This is a genomic window from Pseudomonas izuensis (genome assembly GCF_002356535.2).
GTDB classification, from domain to species: domain Bacteria; phylum Pseudomonadota; class Gammaproteobacteria; order Pseudomonadales; family Pseudomonadaceae; genus Aquipseudomonas; species Aquipseudomonas izuensis.
Map to the genome: position 1 here is coordinate 4698872 of NZ_AP017423.2, position 20931 is coordinate 4719802.

Sequence of the window (20931 nt, forward strand, 5' to 3'; positions counted from 1 at the left end):
TGCTCGCGAAGGGGCCGGCAAACCCACCATCACCCCCGCAGACTGCCCCGCTCCCGCAAATACGCCAGCACCGCCCCCCGCTCCCCGGCAAACTCGATCCGCGCGCCCTTTTTCTCCCGCTGAAACGCATACATCGGGTCGTAATACTCAACCAGTAGCCCTTCGATCCAGCTCCGGTGCAAATCCACCGCGCCGCTGCGTCCCTGCTCCGCCAGGGCGTCTTCCATCAGCACCAGCATCCGCCGATGCCGCTCGCCACCCAGGCGTTTCTGCACATTGTTCAGACTGTCCAGCAAGCGTTCGGAAAACAGCACAAAACCGTCGTCGCCATGCACGCGGATGAACTCGGCACACAGGTCCACCACATAATCACGCAGGATCCGCTCGACCCGTCCTTGCAGGCTGTCTTCGAGCCAGACCATCGGAAACTGCTGCATCCCCTGATACAGCGACAACGGCAACGCGCAACTGCCGATGGCCCGGCTCTCGTCTTCCAGCACGAATTGCTCACAGCCAAGGGCGCGCTTTTTCAGCAGGTCCACGGCAATACGATTCTCAAAGTCGATATTGGCCGGCTGGCCCGTGGCGCGTTTACCAAAACTGGAACCGCGATGATTGGCGTGACCTTCAAGGTCCAGCCCGTTGTTCAATTGCGTCAGCACTTCGGTTTTGCCGGTGCCGGTCATACCGCCCAGCAGCACGAAATCGCACTGGGCAACGGCCTGATCGACCGTATTCAACAGGAAATTGCGCATGGCCTTGTAGCCGCCAGCCACCCGCGGATAGTCGATACCGGCCTCGTCCTTGAGCCACTGCTGGACGATCTGCGAGCGCAGTCCGCCGCGAAAACAATACAAATACCCATCGGGATGCGCCCGGGCGAAGTCCGCCCAGGCCTGGATGCGCTCGGCCTTGACCGCGCCGGACACCAGTTGATGGCCCAGGTCAATGGCGGCGTGCTGACCCTGTTGCTTATAGCAGGTGCCGACCCGTTGCCGCTCGTGATCGTTCATCAGCGGCAGGTTGACCACACCGGGGAAGGCGCCCTTGGCAAACTCGACCGGCGCGCGGACATCCATCATCGGCCGGTCGTTGAGGAAGATATCGCGGTAATCGGTGCTGTCGACAGCCATCAGGACACCTCGACCGCGTGTGTCTGTCGTTCGATCAGTTCACCAATCGGTGCCAGGTCCAGGCCCAGCCCCGCAGCCACCTTCAAGAACTGCTCGTTGCTGTCCGGGGTGACGGCGATCAGCAGCCCGCCACTGGTCTGCGGGTCGCACAGCACGCGTTTATGCAGTTCCTGCAAGCGTCCGAGCTTGCTGGCGTAGCTGTCGTAATTACGCAGCGTCCCGCCGGGAATGCAGCCTTGTTCGAGGTAATACTCGACCCCCGCCAGACGCGGCACCCGGTCATATTGGATACGTGCAGTCAGGTTGCTGCCGTCAGCCATTTCCACCAGATGCCCGAGCAGCCCGAAACCGGTGACGTCGGTCATCGCCGTCACGCCATCGAGCTTGCCAAAGCGGCTACCGGGTTTGTTCAGGGTGCACATCCAGTCACGGGCCAGGCCGATGTCGGCATTGCGCAACTTGCCCTTTTTCTCGGCGGTGGTGAGGATGCCGATGCCCAACGGTTTGGTCAGGTAAAGCAGGCAACCGGCGGTGGCGGTGTCGTTGCGCTTCATGTGGCGTTTTTCCACCAGGCCAGTGACGGCCAGGCCGAAGATGGGTTCCGGCGCATCGATGGAATGCCCGCCAGCCAAAGGGATGCCTGCCTCATCGCACACCGAACGGCCGCCGCGGATCACTTCCCGGGCAATCTCCGGCGCCAGCACGTTGACCGGCCAGCCGAGGATCGCAATCGCCATCAACGGGTCACCACCCATGGCGTAAATATCACTGATGGCATTGGTGGCGGCGATACGGCCGAAATCGAAGGGATCGTCGACGATTGGCATGAAAAAGTCCGTGGTCGATACCACGCCGCGCTCTTCATCGATGGCGTACACCGCCGCATCGTCACGGGAGGCATTGCCGACCCAGAGTCTGGGGTCCAGATTCTGCGCCCCGCTGCCGGCCAGAATCACTTCCAGTACCTGGGGGGAAATCTTGCAACCGCATCCAGCGCCGTGGCTGTACTGGGTCAGACGGATCGGTTCACTCATCGGGGGTACCTCGTAGGATCGATGAGGCCGATTCTAGCCTTGTGGGAGCGGGCTTGCTCGCGAAAGCGGTGAGTCAGGCACGTCAACGTTGGATGACACTCCGCTTTCGCGAGCAGGCTCGCTCCTACAGTGAGAGGGGTTATGGCAGCAAAATCACCTTGTCACCACTGCCCTGATTGACTTCCGCGTAGCGCGCCAAACCTTCGGCCAACGGCGACTCGAACAGCCCCTGGGGCAATGGCAACAGGTCCTGATCGAAGAATTGGCCGAACTGATCGAGCATCGCCGCGCAGGCCTGTACGCCGTACAGCAGCGAGTTGATCCCTACCACCGAGCCGCCCTTGCGATACAGCGCCAGTGCCGGCAGCTGCACCATGCCATCCACCGGTGCGGCGATGATCGCGATACGGCCGAAGGTGGCCAATGCTGCGACGGAGGCTGGTAGCCAGAAGCCCGTGGTGTCGAAAATCACGTCAGCGCCACCGGTGAACACCGCATTCACCTGCGCCCCCAGGTCCTCGGGCTTGTCCAGTTGCAGCGTCCGGTAACCCTGGGCTTGCAAATCCTTGACCTGCTCCGGCCGCCGCGCCGCCGCCAGCACCTGGGCACCGCGCACTTTCGCCAATGCCAGCGCGGCACTGCCGACCGCCCCGCCGCCGATCACCAGCAAACGGGTTTCAGCGGTCACCAGGCTGCGCTCCAGCGCATCCCACGCCGTGGTATAGGGCACGCCAAGGCTGGCGGCCTGGGCAAAACTCAGATGACTGGGCTTGATCGCGACGCCCTTGGCCGGCAGTTTGACGAACTGTGCATGGGATCCATCGGCGAAAAAGCCCAATTCACGACCCGTACCCCAGACCTGCTGGCCGATCAGTGCTTGCGGACCTTCAACGACGATGCCGGCGAAATCACGACCGGGAATCCTTGGCAACGTGGTGTAGGGAAAACGTCCCAGGACGTTCTTCACATCGCTTGGGTTGAGCCCGGCGGCCTTGATTTCGACCAACACTTCATCGGCACCGGGCACGGGGGTGGGCACCTCGACGTAGCGCAAGGCCGCGAGATCACCGGTTTTGTCGAACTGCAAAGCTTTCATGTGGTTTCCATCCAGTAGATACAGGGATTCAGGAGATCCAGCCAGCGACCAACTGACGGCCCATCGGCCAGAGTTTTTCACCGGCCAGCATGCCCAGCAGGCCTACCAGGGCGATGGCTGGCGGTGCAGGGGAACGAAAATCCAGGGCGCCGTAGATCAGGCCGACACCCAGGCCGATCGACAGGGAAATGAAGTAGCTCATGGCAGACTCCGCGGGCAATTGAGGTATGCCTGAAGTCTAGAGCGGGGTGGCCTCGCGCATCGGCCAAGTGCTTCTGAATTTCGGCCAAAACACCGCTACGCGAACCTGTAGGAGCTGGCTTGCCAGCGAACGCGGTGCTTCAGGCGATTGCCTGTGAGGACGCAATCGCTGGCAAGCCAGCGCCTACAGGTTTTGGGTCGAATACTGCGAAGGCGCGACACCCAGTTCCCGGCGGAACATGTCGCTGAAGCTACTGGGGGAATAGCCCAGTTCCCGGGCAATCGCACTGACCGGTACGCCCTGGATCAACTCTGCCGCCGCCGTCGCCAGTTGCACCTGGCGCCGCCACTCGGCAAAACCCATGCCCAGGCCATCCTTGAACAGTCGCGCCAGGGTACGCACGCTGGCACCGGCGGTTTCGGCGTGCTGTTCGAAAGGTATGTCCAGGGATGGCTGGGCCATGACCGCCTGGCACAGGTTCATCAGCCGCCGGTCGGAATCGTCCGGCAAAGGGATTTTCATCAGCGAGCGCCGGGCCCGCTTGAGCTCCAACAATGCCAGCCCTACCAATGCGTCGTAATACTCGGGGGCACCGTGGTCGCCCTGCTCCACCAGGCCGACGATCAACTCCCGCAGCAGCCCGCCGACCTCAATCACCTGCACGCTGTCATCAAGCGTTGCCGCCAGGGAAGGTCGCAGGTAGATGTTGCGCATTTGCAGGTCCGTCACCACGCGAATCCCGTGGGGCACCCCCGGCGGCAGCCACACCGCCCGTTGCGGCGGCACCACCAGCGCCTCATGGGGTGTCTCGACCCACATCACTCCGCTCATCGCGTACAGCAACTGCCCCCAGACATGCTCGTGCGGCTCGATGAACAGCCCGCGCGGATAGGTACGCGCCAGCGGTTGCACGGGCACATCGGTGTCACTCAGATCCGGCGGGGCAGCAAGGGCCATGGGCTATGATCATTAGCTTTGGAGGGAAGGCTTTATGTTAACCAGACCCCGGACAGGCCGCCAGGAGCGCAACCGTCTGACAATTTGACTGAATTTTCCGTCTGACCCGCGATCCGTTTATGTACCACAGGGAGGAATACGGGCCATATGAACAACGCAAAACTCTTCGTCATCGAGTACACCCTTCATGGCGTCCCCAAATCGTTCATCATTCGTCTGGAAAAAATGGACAACGCCGAAGCCTGGCATTGGGCGAGTTGCGACGCGGGGGTGGGCCGGATCCCGCGCTTTGGCCGGGAAAAAGTGCAAAAGACCAGCAAGCCGATGGCAGAGAAGTTCGGTGTGGAAAACGTCAAGTGGCGACCGGCGAACTGATGCCTTGGCGCCTGCCGCCCGAAAAAAAGCGGAGCCCGAACGGGCTCCGCTTTCCAATGCGTGATCGCTGTCAGCCATGAGCGCACTTGCAACCTTGATTGGCACACTCTTCACCGTGCTCATGGTGCTTGGCGCAGGCCTCACAGCAAAAGTGCTTGCCGTGACGCACGATCGGATGCTCACCAAGCTTGCAGTTACATTTAGGGCAGTCACATTTACGGTCATCGGTCATGGTGCTGACTCCTTATGCAGTGGTCGGGGCCGAACAAAACACCCCGTCCTACCAGTGTAGGAGCTGGCTTGCGAGCGAAGGCAGCCTCGAGACTTGCGTCGCCAATAAAGACACCTTCGCCGGCAAGCCGGCTCCTACAGGTGTTGCGCCAGCCGTAAATTGTTCATTCATCCTTGGCCCTTGTGGGAGCTGGCTTGCCAGCGATGGCGGTCTCAAGACTTGCAGCGCCCATGCGGACGCCTTCGCCGGCTAGCCGGCTCCTACAGGTGTTGCGCCAGCCGTAAATTGTTCATTCATCCCCGGCCCTTGTGGGAGCTGGCTTGCCAGCGATGGCGGTCTCAAGACTTGCAGCGCCCATGCGAACGCCTTCGCCGGCAAGCCGACTCCTACAAGTGGGGCGTGTCAGATACGGAACTGCCCGACCAGGCCGCCCAGGCGCTGCCCCAGCTCCGCCAGACTGCGCGATGTCTGCGCACCCAACTGGGTCTCGCCAGCCACGTTATCCACCGCCACCGCAATCTGATGCACGCTGCGGTTGATCTCTTCGGCCACGGCGGTCTGCTCTTCGGCTGCACTGGCGATTTGCGCGTTCATCGAATTGATGGTGGCGATCAGTTGCGCCATGGTGTCGAGGGACGCGCCGGCTTCGTTGGCCTGCGCCGAAGTACCGTCACCGGCCTCACTGGAACGACGCATGGCTTCCACCGCCGACTGGGTGCCGGCCTGCAAACGGTCGATCATGCCCTGGATTTCCTGGGTGCTGATTTGCGTGCGACTGGCCAATGCCCGCACTTCATCGGCCACCACCGCAAAACCGCGTCCGGCTTCACCGGCGCGGGCCGCTTCGATCGCCGCATTGAGCGCCAGCAGGTTGGTCTGTTCGGCAATCGAGCGAATGACCCCGAGCACGCTGACAATCGATGACACGTCCTTTTGCAAGCTGTCGAGGGAGACGCCGCTGCTGCGAATGTCATCCACCAGCGCATGAATCTTCACGATGCTGCCGGCCACCACGCGCTTGGCAGCCTGGCCTTCTTCATCGGTCTGCTGCGCGGCCACCGCGGCGTTCTGCGCGCTCTTGGCCACTTCCTGGGCGGCGGCCGACATTTCATTGATCGCCGTGGCCACCTGATCGGTCTCGTGACGCTGGCGCTCCATGGCCTGGTCCGAACGGTGAGCCTGGTCGGAAACCTGAGTCACCAGCCCGGTCAGTTGCGAGGTCATTTCGGTGATCTGACGTACCAGGCCGTGGATTTTGTCGACGAAACGGTTGAACGAACCGGCCAGCTCACCCAGTTCATCCTGGCTGGTGATGGTCAGGCGCCGGGTCAGGTCGCCCTCGCCCGCCGCGATGTCGTCGAGGTTGGCTTTCATCAGGTTCAGCGGACGCAAAATGGTGTTGGCCAATAACATCCCGGCCGCCGCAATCAGCAACAGCACCACCACGGCCACACCGACGATGCTCAGCACCACGCCTTGCATGCGCTCCTGAACCTGAGCCTCGACCGCGGCCACTTGCGCCTCGATGCCGTCGAGGTTGACCGAGGTACCGACCGCCATGTCCCACTTCGACAGGTATTCGGTGTAGCCGAGTTTCGGCACCAACACTTGTGCGTTGCCCGGTAGCGGCGAGCTGTATTGCAGGTAATGGCTCCCGTCCTTGGCGACTTTCACCAGGTCGCGGTTGACGTAGACGCCGTTCGGGTCGCGATTGTCCTTGAAGCTCTTGCCCACGCCTTCAGGGTCGTTGGCCTTGAACAGGCGCACGGTCTCGGAGTCGTAGCCGAAGAAGTAGCCTTCCTTGCCGTACTTGATGTTCGACAGCAACTTGATCGCCTGGGTCCGCGCGGCGTTATCGCCCTGGGCGGCGGCGTCGTACAGCGGCTTGATGGTGGTCATGGCCACGGCCACATAGCTTTGCAGGGTGGCCTTGGCATCGCTGAGCAGGCGCTCGCGGGTTTGCTCGACTTCGTGACGGGCCTGGCCCTGGAGGATGAACAATGTAGTCAGGCTGATGACCAGCGCGAAGAGCAACACCGGGAGGACGGCAAGGGACAGGACTTTGGCCTTCAGGCTCATGCGCATGACGTTCACTCTTTTGGTTTTATTGGCGTGGGTAAAGGCTTTAACGGCACGCCAGGTCAAAAGTTGAGGTCAAGGTCGCACCGCCCCCTGTGGGAGCGAGCCTGCTCGCGAAGAGGGTGTGTCAGGCAACAAATGCATCGACTGATACACCGCCTTCGCGAGCAGGCTCGCTCCAACAGTGATTGTAGGGTGTCAGGGAAACCGGGTTACAGCACCATCGCCGCCAGCCACCCAAACGCCAGCAACGGCAGGTTGTAGTGCAGGAAGGTCGGCACCACGGTGTCCCAGATGTGGTGATGCTGGCCGTCGATGTTCAGGCCGGAGGTCGGGCCGAGGGTCGAATCCGAGGCCGGCGAACCGGCGTCGCCCAGGGCGCCGGCGGTGCCGACGATGCACACGATGGCAATCGGGCTGAAACCCAGCTGCACGCACAACGGCACGAAAATCACCGCCAGGATCGGCACCGTGGAAAACGACGAGCCGATGCCCATGGTCACCAGCAGGCCGACCAGCAGCATCATCAACGCGCCAATGGCTTTGCTGTGATCGATCCAGCCGGCCGACGCCTCAACCAGCGTCTGCACGTCCCCGGTCGCCTTGATCACCTCGCCGAACCCCGAGGCGGCGATCATGATGAAACCGATCATCGCCATCATTTTCATGCCTTCGGTGAACAGGTCATCGGTATCACGCCACTTGACGATGCCCGACAGCGAAAAAAGCAGGAAGCCCGCCAGCGCACCGATGATCATCGAGTCCAGCAGCAACTGAATGATGAACGCCGCCGCGATGGCCAGGCCTGCCACCATCAGGCTCAACGGGTTGTATTGCACGGCCACCTGCTCCACTTGCGCGATCTTTTCCAGATCGTAGACGCGCTTTTTGCGGTAGCTGATAAACGCCACCCCGAGCCCGGCCAGCATGCCCAGCGCCGGGATGCCCATGGCGTGGGTGACGTTGATGCCGCTGATGTCCACACCGCTGCGGGCGACGTTGGCCAGCAGGATCTCATTGAGAAAGATATTGCCGAAGCCCACCGGCAGGAACATGTACGGGGTGATCAGGCCGAAGGTCATGACGCAGGCGATCAATCGGCGGTCCAGTTGCAACTTGGTCAGCACGTATAAAAGCGGTGGCACCAGCAGCGGAATGAACGCGATATGTATCGGCAAGATGTTCTGCGAGGCAATGGCCACCACCCAGAGCAGGCCGATCAACAGCCATTTGACCTGTCCCCCACCACTGGCGTGCTGGCGATCGACCATCGCCAGTGCCTTGTCGGCCAGGGCGTGGGCCAGACCGGACTTGGCAATGGCCACGGCGAAAGCGCCAAGTAGCGCGTAGGACAACGCCACCGTCGCCCCGCCGCCGAGGCCGCTGTTGAAGGCCTTGAGTGTCGCGTCGATGCCCAGGCCACCGGTCAGGCCACCCACCAGCGCACCGACGATCAACGCGATGACCACATGCACGCGGGACAAGCTAAGTATCAGCATGATGCCGACCGCGGCAATCACTGCATTCATTTCATTACCTCGAGACAAACGGAAAGACTCCGTCCGGCAGTCTGCGAAGAGCCGCCAGCGGATTTAAGAATGGGTTTTATTAGAGGGCGCGCACTGTGAAGGAAGCAGCGGCAAGCTGCAAGCCTCAAGCAGCATGTGATACCGCTTCTTGTGGGAGCAAGGCTTGCCCGCGATGGCGTCCTTGAAATCGCCATCGCGGGCAAGCCTTGCTCCCACAGAAAGCGGCATCCCCTTAAGAAAGCCGAATCCCGGCCGTTACAGTGCAAAGTCTCAGATATTTATCGAATAAGGACGTCTCCATGTCGCTCAGACAACTCTCCATTCAATGGAAAATCACCCTGCTGGCCGGGCTGTGCCTGGCCGGCATCGTGACCCTGCTGGTGGGGCTCTCGCTGTATCGCATGGAGCACAGCTCCGAACTGGTGAAAGCCTCGAGCATGGAGATGTTGACCGAAGCCGCCCAGGCGCGGATCGAGTCCCAGGGTGAAAACCAGGCGCTGGGCATTCGCCAACAGTTCATGGACGCCTATCAATATGGCCACGGCTTTTCGCGGCAGGTGCTGTTTTTGCGCGAGCAGGCCGAGAAACGCTTTCTCGATGCCTTCGATCTGCGCGAAGACCTGACCCGCCAGGTCAAGTCGGCCCTGCAGGCCAACCCGGAATTGCTCGGCCTGTCCCTGGTGTTCGAACCCAACGGACTGGACGGCAAGGACGAGCTGTTCGCCGGCCAGAGCGATGTCGGCAGCAACGAAAAAGGCCGCTTTGCCCTGTACTGGTCGCAACCGACCCCAGGCAAGCTGACGTCCATGCCTCTACCGGAAAAAGACATCGCCGACACCAGCACTGGCCCCAGCGGCGAAGCGGCCAACGCCTGGTTCACCTGCCCACGCGCCAACCTCAAGCCCTGCGTGATCGAGCCGTACTTCTATGTGATCGACGGCCAGAACGTGCTGATGACCAGCATCGTTTTCCCGTTGATGGTCAACGGCAAGGTCATCGCTTCGCTGTCGGTGGACATCAACCTCAACAGCCTGCAAGCGGTCAGCCAGAGCGCAAGCAAGAAACTCTATGACGGCCAGACCAGCGTCAGCATCGTCAGCCCGGCCGGTTTGCTCGCCGGCTACAGCCCGGACGCCAGCAAACTCAGCCAGCGTCTGGAAGCCGTGGACAAACACACCGGTGCCGAGCTGATGCGCATGCTCGCCACAGCCAGCAAGACCACCAGCCTGCACAGCGATCAGCAGCTCAAGGTGCTGGCGCCGTTCCAGCCGATACCGGGCGGCAAGGCCTGGGGCGTGTTGCTCGACGTGCCGGAAAAAGTGCTGGTGGGACCGGCCGAAGCGCTGAAAAAACAACTGGATGAAAGCAACACCGTCGGCACCCTGACCGAACTCGGCCTGGGTGTGCTGGCCGCCTTGATTGGCCTGCTGCTGGTATGGCTGATGGCGCGCAGCGTGACCAAGCCGATCCTCGGCGTGGCGCACATGCTCGAAGACATTGCCAGCGGCGAAGGTGACCTGACCCGTCGCCTGGCCTACGACAAAAAGGATGAGCTGGGTCAATTGGCCGGCTGGTTCAACCGTTTCCTCGACAAGCTGCAACCGATCATTGCCGAGGTCAAACGCTCGGTACAGGACGCCCGCAGCACCGCGGACCAATCCTCCGCCATTGCCACCCAGACCAGTGCCGGCATGGAGCAGCAATACCGCCAGGTGGATCAGGTCGCCACCGCGTCCCACGAAATGAGCGCCACCGCCCAGGACGTCGCCCGCAGTGCCGCCCAGGCAGCCCAGGCGGCGCGGGACGCGGATCAGGCGACCCGTCAGGGGCTGACCGTGATCGACCGCACCACCGCCAGCATCGACAACCTCGCCGCCGACATGAGCGCGGCGATGGTCCAGGTCGAAGGCCTGGCCGCCAACAGCGAGAAGATTGGCTCGGTACTGGAAGTGATCCGCGCCATCGCCGAACAGACCAACCTGCTGGCGCTCAACGCCGCCATCGAAGCGGCCCGTGCCGGTGAGGCCGGGCGCGGCTTTGCCGTGGTAGCCGATGAGGTGCGCAATCTGGCGCGACGCACCCAGGAATCGGTGGAAGAAACCCGCCTGGTGATCGAACAACTGCAAAGCGGCACACAGGACGTGGTGGGGTCGATGGGCAACAGCCATCGCCAGGCCCAGGGCAGCGTCGAGCAGGTCGAACAGGCCGTGACGGCCCTGCGGCAGATCGGCGATGCGGTAACGGTCATCAGCGACATGAACCTGCAGATTGCCAGCGCCGCCGAAGAACAGAGCGCGGTGGCCGAGGAGATCAACAACAACGTGGCGACCATTCGCGATGTGACCGAGTCGTTGTCGGGGCAGGCCAATGAGTCGGCGCGCGTGAGCCAGTCGCTCAATCGCCTGGCCAATCAACAGCAAAGCCTGATGGATCAGTTCCGCGTTTAACCCCCCCCTCCCCTGTAGGAGCAAAGCTTGCTCGCGATTGCGGTAGAACATTCGACACTGCGGTGACTGACCTACCGCTATCGCGAACAAGCTTTGCTCCTACAGGTTCTGTGTCTGCCATGATGGCGAGTGGATATCTGTGCAAAGCCGATTATGCTTTTAGAGACTTCGCAGCAATGCGAGGCCGTCAGTGTGTGTCCGATGACATCAGCCCCAGGGCCAGGGTGCGGCAACAACAATGAAGGTGCTCCGGCCTAAAACAAGAAAAACGGAGAGTCTCATGGCGGCAATCGACAATACATCCACGGGCAGCGCGCCCCACCATGGCATTACCAAGGAGGAGCGCAAGGTCATTTTCGCTTCGTCCCTGGGCACCGTGTTCGAGTGGTATGACTTCTACCTGTACGGTTCCCTCGCCGCGATCATCGCCAAGCACTTTTTCGCCGGCGTCAACGAAACCACCTCCTTCATCTTCGCCCTGCTCGCGTTTGCCGCGGGCTTCGCCGTACGCCCCTTCGGCGCGATTGTATTCGGCCGGCTGGGCGACATGATCGGGCGCAAGCACACCTTCCTCATCACCATCGTGATCATGGGTGTGTCCACGGCGGTGGTGGGCTTTCTGCCCGGCTATGCAACCATTGGCGTGGCGGCGCCGATCATCCTGATCACCTTGCGCCTGTTGCAGGGCCTGGCCCTGGGGGGCGAGTACGGTGGCGCGGCGACCTACGTGGCCGAACATGCACCGAAAGGCAAACGCGGCTACTTCACTTCGTGGATTCAGACGACCGCGACCCTCGGCCTGTTTCTGTCGCTGCTGGTGATCCTCGCCTGCCGCACGGCGCTGGGCACCGAGGCCTTCGAAGCCTGGGGCTGGCGGATTCCGTTCCTCTTGTCGATCCTGTTGCTGATCGTCTCGGTGTACATCCGCCTGCAACTGAGTGAGTCGCCGGTGTTCATGAGAATGAAGGCTGAAGGCAAGGCGTCCAAGGCGCCGCTGACCGAATCCTTCGCCCGCTGGGAAAACCTCAAGATTGTGATCATGGCCCTGCTCGGCGGCACCGCCGGCCAGGCGGTGGTCTGGTACACCGGGCAATTCTATGCGCTGTTTTTCCTGCTTCAGACGCTGAAAATCGACCCGCAGACCGCCAACTTGTTGATTGCCGGCTCCCTGCTGATCGGCACGCCATTCTTTGTCATTTTCGGCAGCCTGTCCGACCGCATCGGCCGCAAGGGCATCATCATGGCCGGCTGCATCCTGGCGGCGCTGACGTATTTCCCGATCTTCCATGCGCTGACCCAATACGGTAACCCCGACGTGTTCGTCGCGCAGGCGAAAAACCCGGTCAAGGTGGTCGCCAACCCCGATCAGTGTTCGTTCCAGTTCGACCCGGTGGGCAAGGCCAAATTCACCAGTTCCTGCGACCTGGCCAAGACCGTGTTGGCAAAAAGGGCCATCCCCTATGAGAACGTGAAGTCCGAACCGGGCACCGTCGCGCAGGTCCGTGTCGGCGAGAAAGTGATCACCAGCTTCGAGGGCACCGGCATGCCGGCCGCCGACTTCAAGACGCAGAACGACGCGTTCACTGCCTCGCTTGTTACCGCTCTCAAGGAGGCCGGCTACCCCGAGAAGGCCGATCCGGCCAAGACCAACTACCCGGTGGTGCTGCTGCTCCTGACGATCCTGGTGATCTACGTGACCATGGTCTACGGGCCGATCGCCGCCTGGCTGGTGGAGCTGTTCCCGGCGCGCATCCGCTACACCTCGATGTCGCTGCCCTACCACATCGGCAACGGCTGGTTCGGCGGCTTCCTGCCAACGGTGGCGTTCGCCATGGTCGCGGCCACGGGGGATATCTACTACGGGCTGTGGTACCCGATTGTCATCGCGATGATGACGGCCGTCCTGGGGATTTTCTTCATGCCGGAAACCAAGGATCGGGAGATTCATCACACCTGAATTTTTAAGGGATAACGCAATCCCCTGTGGGAGCGAGCCTGCTCGCGAAGGCGGTGTCACATCCAATATCGATGTGATAGACCCACCGCATTCGCAAGCAGGCTCGCTCCCACAGTTTTTCCGGTGTTGGATCAGGTGCGTCTGGGCAATTCGATCACCACCTTCAACCCACCCCACTCGCTCTCCTGCAACCGCAACACCCCGCCCCAGGTGTCGACGATGTCACGCACGATCCCCAGGCCCAATCCATGGCCGTCGGTCTGTTCATCCAGCCGCGTACCACGGCTGAACACCCGATCGCGGCGGTCTTCGGGAATGCCCGGGCCGTCGTCCTCCACACTCAACTCAAACCCGTGCGCAGTTTCAGTCACACTCAAGCGGACCGTGGCATCCGCCCATTTGCAGGCGTTGTCCAGCAGGTTGCCGAGCAACTCCAGCAGGTCTTCGCGATCCCATGGCAGTTGCAGGCCCGCCGGTGACCGATAGCTCAAGTCCAGATGTTGCCCATGGATCATGTTCAACGTCGCCAGCAAGCCGGGCAGTTCGACGTCGCAGTCAAACCGTGCGCCGGGCAGTGCGTCGCCGGCCAAACGGGCGCGGTTGAGTTCACGGTTGAGCCGCTGTTGGACCAGCTCCAGTTGCGCCTTGAGGATTTTGCGCAGTTGCGGGTGGGCGTCGAGCTGCTCGCTTGACGCCAGGCTCAACAGCACCGCCAAGGGGGTTTTCAGGGCGTGGCCGAGATTGCCCAGGGCATTGCGCGAGCGCTTGAGGCTGTCCTCGGTGTGGACCAGCAAATGGTTGATTTGCGCCACCAGCGGTTCCAGTTCCACCGGCACCTGATCATCAAGCTGCGAGCGCTGGCCCTGTTGCAGCTGCGCGATCTGTTCCCGGGCCTTCTCCAGTGGTCGCAAGGCGCGACGCACGGTGATTCGCTGCAACAGCAGAATCAGCAGCAATCCCCCCAATCCCAGGCCGAGACCGATTTGCCGCATGCGCTGGAAGCTCTCTCGCACCGGCGTGTAATCCTGCGCCACGCTGATGGAGATCGACTGGCCCAGCCGGCGATAGTCCGAACGCAACACCAGCAACTGCTGGCCCTCCGGCCCCAATTGCAGGTTGCTGTGCAGGCCGGGATGTTCGAGGCGCGGCAGTTCCTGATCCCACAACGACCGGGAGCGCCAATGACTGTCGGCAAAATCGATACGGAAGTAATGACCGGAAAACGGTCGTTGATAGGCTGGCGACAAATGCCGCTCATCCAGTTGCAGGCCCTGCGGCCCCCGCACCAGCGCCACCAGCAGGTTCTCGCTGTCGATGCGCAGCCCGGATTCGAGGTAGCGCTGCAAGCCCACTTCGAACAGCCACAGACTGGTTTGCGCCAATATCAGGCCGACGACCACCAACACGCTGATCAGGCCCAGGCTCAAGCGGCGCTGGATCGATCTCACTGCGCTTGCCCGCCGAACAGGTAACCCTGGCCGCGACGGGTGTCGATCACGCTGCGTCCGAGCTTGCGACGCAGGTGATTGACGTGGACTTCCAGCACATTGGAGTCGCGCTCGGTTTCACCGTCGTAGAGGTGTTCGGCGAGGTGGCTTTTGGAAAGGATCTGGTCCGGGTGCAGCATGAAGTAACGCAGCAGGCGAAACTCAGCGGCGGTCAGCTGAATTTCAGCGCCGTCGCGGGTCACGCACTGGCGACCTTCATCCAACTGCAAACCCGCCGCCTTGAGCGTCGGCTGATTGACCTGGCCGTGGGAGCGGCGCAGCAACGCCTGGACCCGCAGGTGCAGTTCTTCCGGATGAAAAGGCTTGGTCAGGTAATCGTCGGCGCCGGCCTTGAGCCCTTCGATGCGCTCGGCCCAGGAACCGCGGGCGGTGAGGATCAGCACCGGCGTGGCCAGGCCACCGGCGCGCCACTGCGCCAGCACCTCGAGTCCCGGCAACCCTGGCAGGCCGAGGTCGAGGATGATCAGGTCATAGGGTTCGCTGCTGCCCTGGTACACCGCGTCGCGACCGTCGGCCAACCAATCCACGGCATACCCTTGCCGATTGAGGCCGGCCAGCAGTTCGTCGGCCAGGGGCACATGGTCTTCCACCAGGAGCAAACGCATCGGTCAATCTTCCTTGTCTTTGAGCAAACGGCCGGTGGCGGCATCGAGGGCGATCTCGCGGACCACGCCTGAAGGGGTCAGCAACTCGACTTCATAAATGTAGACTTCGTGCTTCTCTTCGAGATCGGCTTCCAGCAGCTTGGCCCCCGGGTAGCGGTCCAGCGCTTGTTGCAGCAGTTGTTCAAGCGGCAGGATCACGCCTCGTTGGCGCAGGCGCAGAGCTTCGTCCTGATCCAGGTCGCGGGCGTGGACGAGGCTGGCGGTCAGGCCGATGAGGGACGCGGCGAACAGGGCCGTCAGGGTGTTCATGGGTGTTTCCGTATTCTTCGGATCTTGCCTGAGGGGGCCACCATAGCAGCATCAACTTAATTGAAACTGAATTGCCATCATCGATCATACCCAATCCCTGTGGGAGCGAGCCGGCTCCGGGCGGCGTTCCGACGAAGAGGCCGTGTCAGTCGCCATCGATGTTGAATGACACACCACTTTCGCGAGCAGGCTCGCTCCCACATAATTCCCCGCTTGCCAGACACCGAGACCGGTATGACCGCCATCCACATCAAGTTCCCCTCCCTGACGATCAAGGCCGGCCCGCGTGCCTTTGCATGCATTCGTGAAAACGGCCTCGGCGCCGCCGATGTCGGCACGCTGCCTGGCGCTGCCGGTGGGCCGAAGGCACTGGGCATTCAGGGACTGGACCTGGCGTTGTTCGGCCAATGGCTGCCGTCGGCGCCTCGGGAGCGTTCACTGATTGGCGCCTCGGTCGGTTCCTGGCGCTTCGCCAGCGCCTGTCTGCCGGACGCCGCCGAGGGCATCCGCCGTCTCGGGCAGCTTTACACCGAGCAGAACTTCGCCAAGGGCGTGACCATGGCGCAGATCAGCCAGAGCTCGCGACGCATGCTCGATGACTTGCTCGACGGCCGCGATGCCGCCCTGCTCACAAATGCCCATTATCGCCTGAACATCATGGTGGTCAAAAGCCACGGCCTGCTCGCGGATGATCATCGCGGCCGGCTGGGCCTGGGTCTGTCGTCGGTGATCGCCGACAACCTGCGCGGTCGCGCGCGGCTATCGCGGCATTTCGAGCGGTTGATCATCCACGACCCGCGCCTGGCGCCGCCGGTCAACGCGCTGAACGACTTCCCGTCGCGCTTCGTCCCGCTGAACGCCGGCAATTTGCGCCAGGCGCTGCTCGCCTCGGGGTCGATTCCCATGGTAATGGAAGGCGTGCGCGACCTGCCGGGTGCCGGCGCAGGCACGTTCCGCGACGGCGGCCTGCTGGACTATCACCTCGACTTGCCCTACAGCGGCAATGACATCGTGCTGTATCCGCACTTCACCGACCGGGTCATTCCCGGCTGGTTCGACAAGACCCTGCCCTGGCGCCGCGCCTGCCCGGCCCGCTTGCAAGATGTGCTGCTGCTGGCACCGTCCAGGGAATACCTGGCACGCCTGCCCTACGGCAAACTGCCGGACCGCAACGACTTCAAGCGCTTCATGGGCGACGCGCCGAGCCGGCAGAAGTACTGGCGCGCGACGATGGATGAAAGTCGCCGGCTGGGCGATGAGTTTCTTGAACTGGCCGCCAACGGTCGCCTTGGCGAACGCCTGCTGACCCTTTAGTCAGGACAAGCTGTTAAACTCGCAGCCTGCCTACATCGCTACGGCGATCGCCACCTGAACAGAGCTGAAAACACTGTGGAAATTTTCAAAGAATTCACGTTCGAATCCGCCCACCGCCTGCCCCACGTCCCGGACGGCCACAAGTGCGGGCGCCTGCACGGTCACTCGTTCAAAGTGGCGATTCACCTGAGCGGCGATCTCGATCCGCATACCGGCTGGATCCGCGACTTCTCGGAGATCAAGGCGATCTTCAAGCCGCTGTATGAGCGTCTGGACCACAACTATCTGAACGATATTCCCGGTCTGGAAAACCCGACCAGTGAAGTGCTGGCCAAATTCATCTGGAACGAGATGAAGCCGCTGCTGCCGGAACTCAGCGCGATCCGCATTCACGAGACCTGCACCAGCGGGTGCATCTATCGCGGCGAATAACCGATCTGGCATCAAATGCAAAAACCTGTGGGAGCGGGCTTGCCCGCGATGGCGGTAGCAGATCCAACATTGATGTGACAGATACACCGCAATCGCGGGCAAGCCCGCTCCCACAATGATCGCGTTTCGTCAGTTGATTAAATAAACAGCCTTCAACGGCTGTTTTTTTATGCCTATGCTTTTTGGCTCTCACCCGCCAAGAGGACACGCCCATGACTGACTGGCCGCTGGCCCAGACCTTTCGCTTCAACGGCCACTCCGTGCGCTTCGCCGTACGCGGCGACGGCCCGCCGTTGGTGTTCGTGCACGGCACGCCCTTCTCCTCCTATGTCTGGCACCGTATCGCGCCGTATTTCATCACCACGCACCGGGTGCATTACTTCGATCTGCTGGGCTACGGGCAGTCCGATAAAATCGAGGGTGACGTGTCGTTGGGCGTGCAAAACGAATTGCTGGCGCGCCTGCTGGAGCATTGGGGCCTGGATTACCCGGACGTGGTGGCTCACGATTTCGGGGGGGCCACGGTGCTGCGTGCCCATCTGCTCAACGGCAAGGAGTATCGCAGCCTGACACTGATCGACCCGGTAGCGCTGACACCCTGGGGCTCGCCGTTCGTGCAGCATGTACGTCAGCACGAGGCCGCGTTCAGCGGGCTGCCCGACTACATTCAACGGGCAATCGTGCCCGCCTATATTCGCGGGGCGATCAAGCGGGACATCCCGGACGACGAACTCGCACCCTACGTGCAACCCTGGCTGGGCGATCCGGGGCAAGCGGCGTTCTATCGGCAGATCGCGCAGATGGACGAGCGCTACACCCGTGAGGCCGAAGGGTTGTACCCGACGATTCGCTGTCCGGTGCAGATTCTCTGGGGTGAAGACGATCAGTGGATCCCCATTGAACGCGGCCGCGCCTTGCAGGGCATGATTCCCGGGGCGCAATTTCACGCCATTGCCAATGCCGGACACCTGGTCCAGGAAGACGCCCCCGAAGCCATTGTCGCGGCATTGCTGCGCTTTCTCCCCTTTTTTTCCTGACGAAACCGAATCTCTGTGGGACCGAGCCTGCTCGCGAAGACGGCAGCACATTCAACATCATTGTGACTGCAATACCGCCTTCGCGAGCAGGCTCGCTCCCACATTTGAACGGCCCACTGGCGGGGATTGCCACCACCGAGCTAACGTAGGGGTATCGACTAACAGCTTTCTGAAAGGACCCTCCCGATGCACATCATCAACGCCCGGTTGCGCAACCAGGAAGGCCTGCATGAGTTGCACCTGGAAAACGGCCTGATCAGTAATATCGCCCGGCAGACCGAAGCCCCGACCCTGGGCCCCGAGGACCTCGACGCCGGCGGCAACCTGGTGGTGCCACCCTTTGTCGAGCCACACATCCACCTCGACGCGACGCTGACCGCCGGCGAGCCACGCTGGAACATGAGCGGCACGCTGTTCGAAGGCATCGAATGCTGGGGCGAGCGCAAGACGACCATCACCCTGGAAGACACCAAGACCCGGGCGAAGAAATCCATCCAGAGCCTCGCCGCCCACGGCATCCAGCATGTACGCACCCACGTCGATGTCACCGATCCGCAACTGACTGCCCTTAAAGCGATGCTCGAAGTGCGCGAGGAAAGCCGTCACCTGATCGACCTGCAAATCGTCGCCTTCCCCCAGGAAGGCATCGAGTCCTATCGCAATGGCCGTGACTTGATGGAGGAAGCGATCCACATGGGTGCGGACGTGGTCGGCGGGATTCCGCATTTCGAGTACACCCGCGACCAAGGCGTCAGTTCGGTGAAGTTTTTGATGGACCTGGCTGAGCGCACCGGTTGCCTGGTGGATGTGCATTGCGATGAAACCGACGACCCCCACTCACGCTTTCTCGAAGTACTGGCCGAAGAAGCCCGCAGCCGCGACATGGGTTCGCGGGTCACCGCCAGCCACACCACGGCCATGGGCTCCTATGACAACGCTTACTGCGCCAAGCTGTTTCGCCTGCTCGGGCATTCGGGGATCAGTTTTGTCTCCTGCCCCACCGAGAGCATTCACCTGCAAGGGCGCTACGACAACTTTCCGAAACGCCGGGGTGTGACCCGGGTCAACGAGTTGCTCGAAGCCGGCATGAACGTGTGTTTCGGCCAGGATTCGATCGTCGACCCGTGGTATCCGTTGGGCAACGGCAACATCTTGCGGGTACTCGAAGCCGGCCTGCATATCTGTCACATGCTGGGTTACCGCAACCTGCAAAGCGCGCTGGACCTGGTCACCGACAACAGCGCCAAGGCCCTCGCCCTGGGTGATCGTTATGGCCTGGTAGCGGGACGGCCGGCGAACTTGCTGATCCTGTCGGCGCAGAGCGACTACGAGGTGATCCGCAGTCAGGGCTTGCCGTTGTATTCGGTTCGCGGAGGCAAGGTGTTGATGAAGCGCACGATGCCGGTGGTGGAGTTCAGTGACCTGAACTGAGACTTGTATTGGCTGGACTGGCCCCATCGCGGGCAAGCCCGCTCCCACAGTGTCCGAGTTGAAACACACATTGTGTGAAAACCAACGATACCTGTGGGAGCGGGCTTGCCCGCGATAGCTATCTAACTATTAGCCAATCAATCGAGCCGTACCAAACAGGCTCACCCGACTCAATTCCCCTTGCTCTTCTTCGAGCAAAATCGGCGCCGTCCCACCCGGCATCACCACCTTCACTTCCCCGGCGCTCACCCAACCCACCCGCCATGCCGCACACGCCACCGCCGTGGCACTGGTCCCCGATGAGGCGGTTGGCCCTTCGCCCCGCTCGAACACCCGCGCGACCACCCGCTGCCCGGACTCGTGCATCGCCCATTGCAGGTTGATCCCCGCCGGACACGGCCGCCCTGCCCCCGCTGGCATGGCATAGGTGATCCGCGTCAAACCTTCCGCTAATGGCGATTCGCGCATCTGTTCATTGCCCGGCAAGGCATCCGCGTTTTCCACCAGCGTCACGCAATGCGGATTGCCCACCCGCGCAAACTGGCTGCGCGACCAGGCGGCATTCAACGACGACAACGGTTGGACATGGCTGAGTTCGCGACCGCGGAACAGCACGCTTTCAACGCCATGGGCACTGACCGCTTGCGGCCCGAACGAAGGCTTGCCCAGGTCCAGCCAGAACCCGTTCACACCTTCAACTTGCGCCGCTTTCACCGATGTTTCACCCGGTGAAACCACATCGGCCTTGTCGTGGTGCACCCTGAGCACACAGGTCTCGTCCTTCGGCAAAAGTCCCTGGTCGCTGAGCGCCTGAGAGAAAATCGTCAGCCCGTTGCCGCTGCGCTCGGCCAGGGTACCGTCGGTGTTCACGATCAACAGATCGAAGGGCGGCGCCGACTGGAAGGGCCCCACCAGCAACCCATCGCTGCAATGATCCTTGCTGCCGGGCGGTCGCGTGCCGGGCGCCCAGGAGCAGCACGCCTCGATGGCCGCCAACGTCCAGGTTTCGCGGGTTTGTGCAGCGTCGCCGGCCTGATCGGGCAAGGCGATACCCTGGCGGCGCAATGCCTCGGGCGCCACAACTTTGTAGATATTGCCTCGTGCATCGTACATCCGCGCCATGGCGCCCTCCCTGCTGGAATGATCGGTCAGGCTCAACATATCGCGAAACACCGTCTGGCTGTGCAAGGATGTGCGGACGCTGATCGAACCCTCGCCGCCAGATCACTGTCCTTAAGGGACGCGACGTTTTTT

The 20931-nt window shown here is 62.0% G+C and carries 18 protein-coding genes and 2 pseudogenes; 8 read left to right on the forward strand and 12 right to left on the reverse strand.

What is annotated here, in order from left to right; translation table 11 throughout:
- Positions 1 to 29: 29 nt before the first annotated feature.
- From mnmH to LAB08_RS20720, 5 genes are all read right to left on the reverse strand, one after another.
- Positions 30 to 1133, reverse strand: a complete 1104-nt coding sequence (gene mnmH / locus LAB08_RS20700; RefSeq protein ID WP_096509951.1) for a tRNA 2-selenouridine(34) synthase MnmH — start codon at positions 1131 to 1133, stop codon at positions 30 to 32.
- Positions 1133 to 2167: a selenide, water dikinase SelD gene (selD, locus tag LAB08_RS20705; RefSeq protein ID WP_096509950.1), complete on the reverse strand. Its 1035-nt coding sequence runs from the start codon at positions 2165 to 2167 to the stop codon at positions 1133 to 1135. The genes mnmH and selD overlap by 1 nt, the downstream gene beginning before the upstream one ends.
- 139 nt (positions 2168 to 2306) lie before the next feature.
- Positions 2307 to 3263, reverse strand: a complete 957-nt coding sequence (locus tag LAB08_RS20710; protein WP_096509949.1) for a quinone oxidoreductase family protein — start codon at positions 3261 to 3263, stop codon at positions 2307 to 2309.
- Between the two features lie 28 nt (positions 3264 to 3291).
- Complete coding sequence (locus tag LAB08_RS20715) at positions 3292 to 3465, reverse strand: DUF1427 family protein (protein ID WP_096509948.1); 174 nt, start codon at positions 3463 to 3465, stop codon at positions 3292 to 3294.
- A 183-nt stretch (positions 3466 to 3648) separates the two neighbouring features.
- On the reverse strand, positions 3649 to 4422 hold the full coding sequence (locus tag LAB08_RS20720) for an AraC family transcriptional regulator (RefSeq protein WP_096509947.1): 774 nt from the start codon (positions 4420 to 4422) through the stop codon (positions 3649 to 3651).
- Between the two features lie 147 nt (positions 4423 to 4569).
- Between LAB08_RS20720 and LAB08_RS20725 the strand changes: the two genes are divergently transcribed.
- Complete coding sequence (locus tag LAB08_RS20725) at positions 4570 to 4797, forward strand: DUF6555 family protein (RefSeq protein WP_096509946.1); 228 nt, start codon at positions 4570 to 4572, stop codon at positions 4795 to 4797.
- 70 nt (positions 4798 to 4867) lie between these two features.
- Here the strand turns inward: LAB08_RS20725 and LAB08_RS20730 are convergent, their stop codons facing one another.
- The 3 genes from LAB08_RS20730 to LAB08_RS20740 all read right to left on the reverse strand — a co-directional run bounded on the left by LAB08_RS20730 (position 4868) and on the right by LAB08_RS20740 (position 8637).
- Positions 4868 to 5029 (reverse strand): metallothionein, encoded by a 162-nt coding sequence (locus tag LAB08_RS20730; protein WP_096509945.1) that lies wholly within the window; start codon positions 5027 to 5029, stop codon positions 4868 to 4870.
- Between the two features lie 402 nt (positions 5030 to 5431).
- Positions 5432 to 7114 carry a methyl-accepting chemotaxis protein CtpM gene (gene ctpM / locus LAB08_RS30885; RefSeq protein ID WP_096509944.1) on the reverse strand — a complete coding sequence of 561 codons (1683 nt, stop codon included), beginning with the start codon at positions 7112 to 7114 and terminating at the stop codon, positions 5432 to 5434.
- A gap of 206 nt (positions 7115 to 7320) precedes the next feature.
- A complete protein-coding gene (locus LAB08_RS20740; RefSeq protein WP_096509943.1) occupies positions 7321 to 8637 on the reverse strand; it encodes a Na+/H+ antiporter family protein in 1317 nt (438 codons plus the stop codon).
- Positions 8638 to 9155: 518 nt separating this feature from the next.
- On the opposite strand from LAB08_RS20740, the pseudogene LAB08_RS30815 reads away from it, so the two are divergent.
- The 3 genes and pseudogenes from LAB08_RS30815 to LAB08_RS20750 all read left to right on the forward strand — a co-directional run.
- Positions 9156 to 10226 (forward strand): annotated as a pseudogene (locus LAB08_RS30815) (PDC sensor domain-containing protein); the annotation flags it as partial.
- A 345-nt stretch (positions 10227 to 10571) separates the two neighbouring features.
- Positions 10572 to 11084: pseudogene (locus LAB08_RS30820) on the forward strand (methyl-accepting chemotaxis protein); the annotation flags it as partial.
- A 280-nt stretch (positions 11085 to 11364) separates the two neighbouring features.
- A complete protein-coding gene (locus LAB08_RS20750) occupies positions 11365 to 13041 on the forward strand; it encodes an MFS transporter (RefSeq protein ID WP_096509941.1) in 1677 nt (558 codons plus the stop codon).
- A 131-nt stretch (positions 13042 to 13172) separates the two neighbouring features.
- Here the strand turns inward: LAB08_RS20750 and LAB08_RS20755 are convergent, their stop codons facing one another.
- Genes LAB08_RS20755 through LAB08_RS20765 form a run of 3 tightly spaced genes read right to left on the reverse strand, consistent with a single transcriptional unit; the run spans position 13173 to position 15463 of the window.
- Positions 13173 to 14489: a sensor histidine kinase gene (locus tag LAB08_RS20755; RefSeq protein ID WP_096509940.1), complete on the reverse strand. Its 1317-nt coding sequence runs from the start codon at positions 14487 to 14489 to the stop codon at positions 13173 to 13175.
- Complete coding sequence (locus LAB08_RS20760; RefSeq protein WP_096509939.1) at positions 14486 to 15154, reverse strand: response regulator transcription factor; 669 nt, start codon at positions 15152 to 15154, stop codon at positions 14486 to 14488. Before LAB08_RS20760 ends, LAB08_RS20755 begins: the two co-directional genes overlap by 4 nt.
- A gap of 3 nt (positions 15155 to 15157) precedes the next feature.
- Positions 15158 to 15463: a PepSY domain-containing protein gene (locus tag LAB08_RS20765; protein WP_096509938.1), complete on the reverse strand. Its 306-nt coding sequence runs from the start codon at positions 15461 to 15463 to the stop codon at positions 15158 to 15160.
- A 234-nt stretch (positions 15464 to 15697) separates the two neighbouring features.
- Here LAB08_RS20765 and LAB08_RS20770 point away from each other — a divergent pair, with 234 nt between their 5' ends.
- The 4 genes from LAB08_RS20770 (at position 15698) to codA (ending at position 19677) form a co-directional block, all read left to right on the forward strand.
- Complete coding sequence (locus LAB08_RS20770) at positions 15698 to 16777, forward strand: patatin-like phospholipase family protein (protein ID WP_096509937.1); 1080 nt, start codon at positions 15698 to 15700, stop codon at positions 16775 to 16777.
- A gap of 75 nt (positions 16778 to 16852) precedes the next feature.
- Positions 16853 to 17209 (forward strand): 6-carboxytetrahydropterin synthase QueD, encoded by a 357-nt coding sequence (gene queD / locus LAB08_RS20775; protein ID WP_003223505.1) that lies wholly within the window; start codon positions 16853 to 16855, stop codon positions 17207 to 17209.
- A 212-nt stretch (positions 17210 to 17421) separates the two neighbouring features.
- Entirely contained in the window at positions 17422 to 18246 is an 825-nt protein-coding gene (locus LAB08_RS20780; RefSeq protein WP_096509936.1) for an alpha/beta fold hydrolase, read from the forward strand.
- A gap of 186 nt (positions 18247 to 18432) precedes the next feature.
- Complete coding sequence (codA, locus tag LAB08_RS20785; protein ID WP_096509935.1) at positions 18433 to 19677, forward strand: cytosine deaminase; 1245 nt, start codon at positions 18433 to 18435, stop codon at positions 19675 to 19677.
- A gap of 129 nt (positions 19678 to 19806) precedes the next feature.
- On the opposite strand, the gene LAB08_RS20790 is transcribed toward codA, so the two are convergent.
- Positions 19807 to 20799 carry a diaminopimelate epimerase gene (locus tag LAB08_RS20790; RefSeq protein ID WP_096515263.1) on the reverse strand — a complete coding sequence of 331 codons (993 nt, stop codon included), beginning with the start codon at positions 20797 to 20799 and terminating at the stop codon, positions 19807 to 19809.
- Between the last annotated feature and the right edge of the window lie 132 nt (positions 20800 to 20931).

Coding starts and splice junctions, on each gene's coding strand:
- mnmH (WP_096509951.1), bottom strand. CDS start 1,133: ATGGCTGTCGACAGCACCGATTACCGCGATATCTTCCTCAACGACCGG.
- selD (WP_096509950.1), bottom strand. CDS start 2,167: ATGAGTGAACCGATCCGTCTGACCCAGTACAGCCACGGCGCTGGATGC.
- LAB08_RS20710 (WP_096509949.1), bottom strand. CDS start 3,263: ATGAAAGCTTTGCAGTTCGACAAAACCGGTGATCTCGCGGCCTTGCGC.
- LAB08_RS20715 (WP_096509948.1), bottom strand. CDS start 3,465: ATGAGCTACTTCATTTCCCTGTCGATCGGCCTGGGTGTCGGCCTGATC.
- LAB08_RS20720 (WP_096509947.1), bottom strand. CDS start 4,422: ATGGCCCTTGCTGCCCCGCCGGATCTGAGTGACACCGATGTGCCCGTG.
- LAB08_RS20725 (WP_096509946.1), top strand. CDS start 4,570: ATGAACAACGCAAAACTCTTCGTCATCGAGTACACCCTTCATGGCGTC.
- LAB08_RS20730 (WP_096509945.1), bottom strand. CDS start 5,029: ATGACCGATGACCGTAAATGTGACTGCCCTAAATGTAACTGCAAGCTT.
- ctpM (WP_096509944.1), bottom strand. CDS start 7,114: ATGCGCATGAGCCTGAAGGCCAAAGTCCTGTCCCTTGCCGTCCTCCCG.
- LAB08_RS20740 (WP_096509943.1), bottom strand. CDS start 8,637: ATGAATGCAGTGATTGCCGCGGTCGGCATCATGCTGATACTTAGCTTG.
- LAB08_RS20750 (WP_096509941.1), top strand. CDS start 11,365: ATGGCGGCAATCGACAATACATCCACGGGCAGCGCGCCCCACCATGGC.
- LAB08_RS20760 (WP_096509939.1), bottom strand. CDS start 15,154: ATGCGTTTGCTCCTGGTGGAAGACCATGTGCCCCTGGCCGACGAACTG.
- LAB08_RS20765 (WP_096509938.1), bottom strand. CDS start 15,463: ATGAACACCCTGACGGCCCTGTTCGCCGCGTCCCTCATCGGCCTGACC.
- LAB08_RS20770 (WP_096509937.1), top strand. CDS start 15,698: ATGACCGCCATCCACATCAAGTTCCCCTCCCTGACGATCAAGGCCGGC.
- LAB08_RS20780 (WP_096509936.1), top strand. CDS start 17,422: ATGACTGACTGGCCGCTGGCCCAGACCTTTCGCTTCAACGGCCACTCC.
- codA (WP_096509935.1), top strand. CDS start 18,433: ATGCACATCATCAACGCCCGGTTGCGCAACCAGGAAGGCCTGCATGAG.
- LAB08_RS20790 (WP_096515263.1), bottom strand. CDS start 20,799: ATGGCGCGGATGTACGATGCACGAGGCAATATCTACAAAGTTGTGGCG.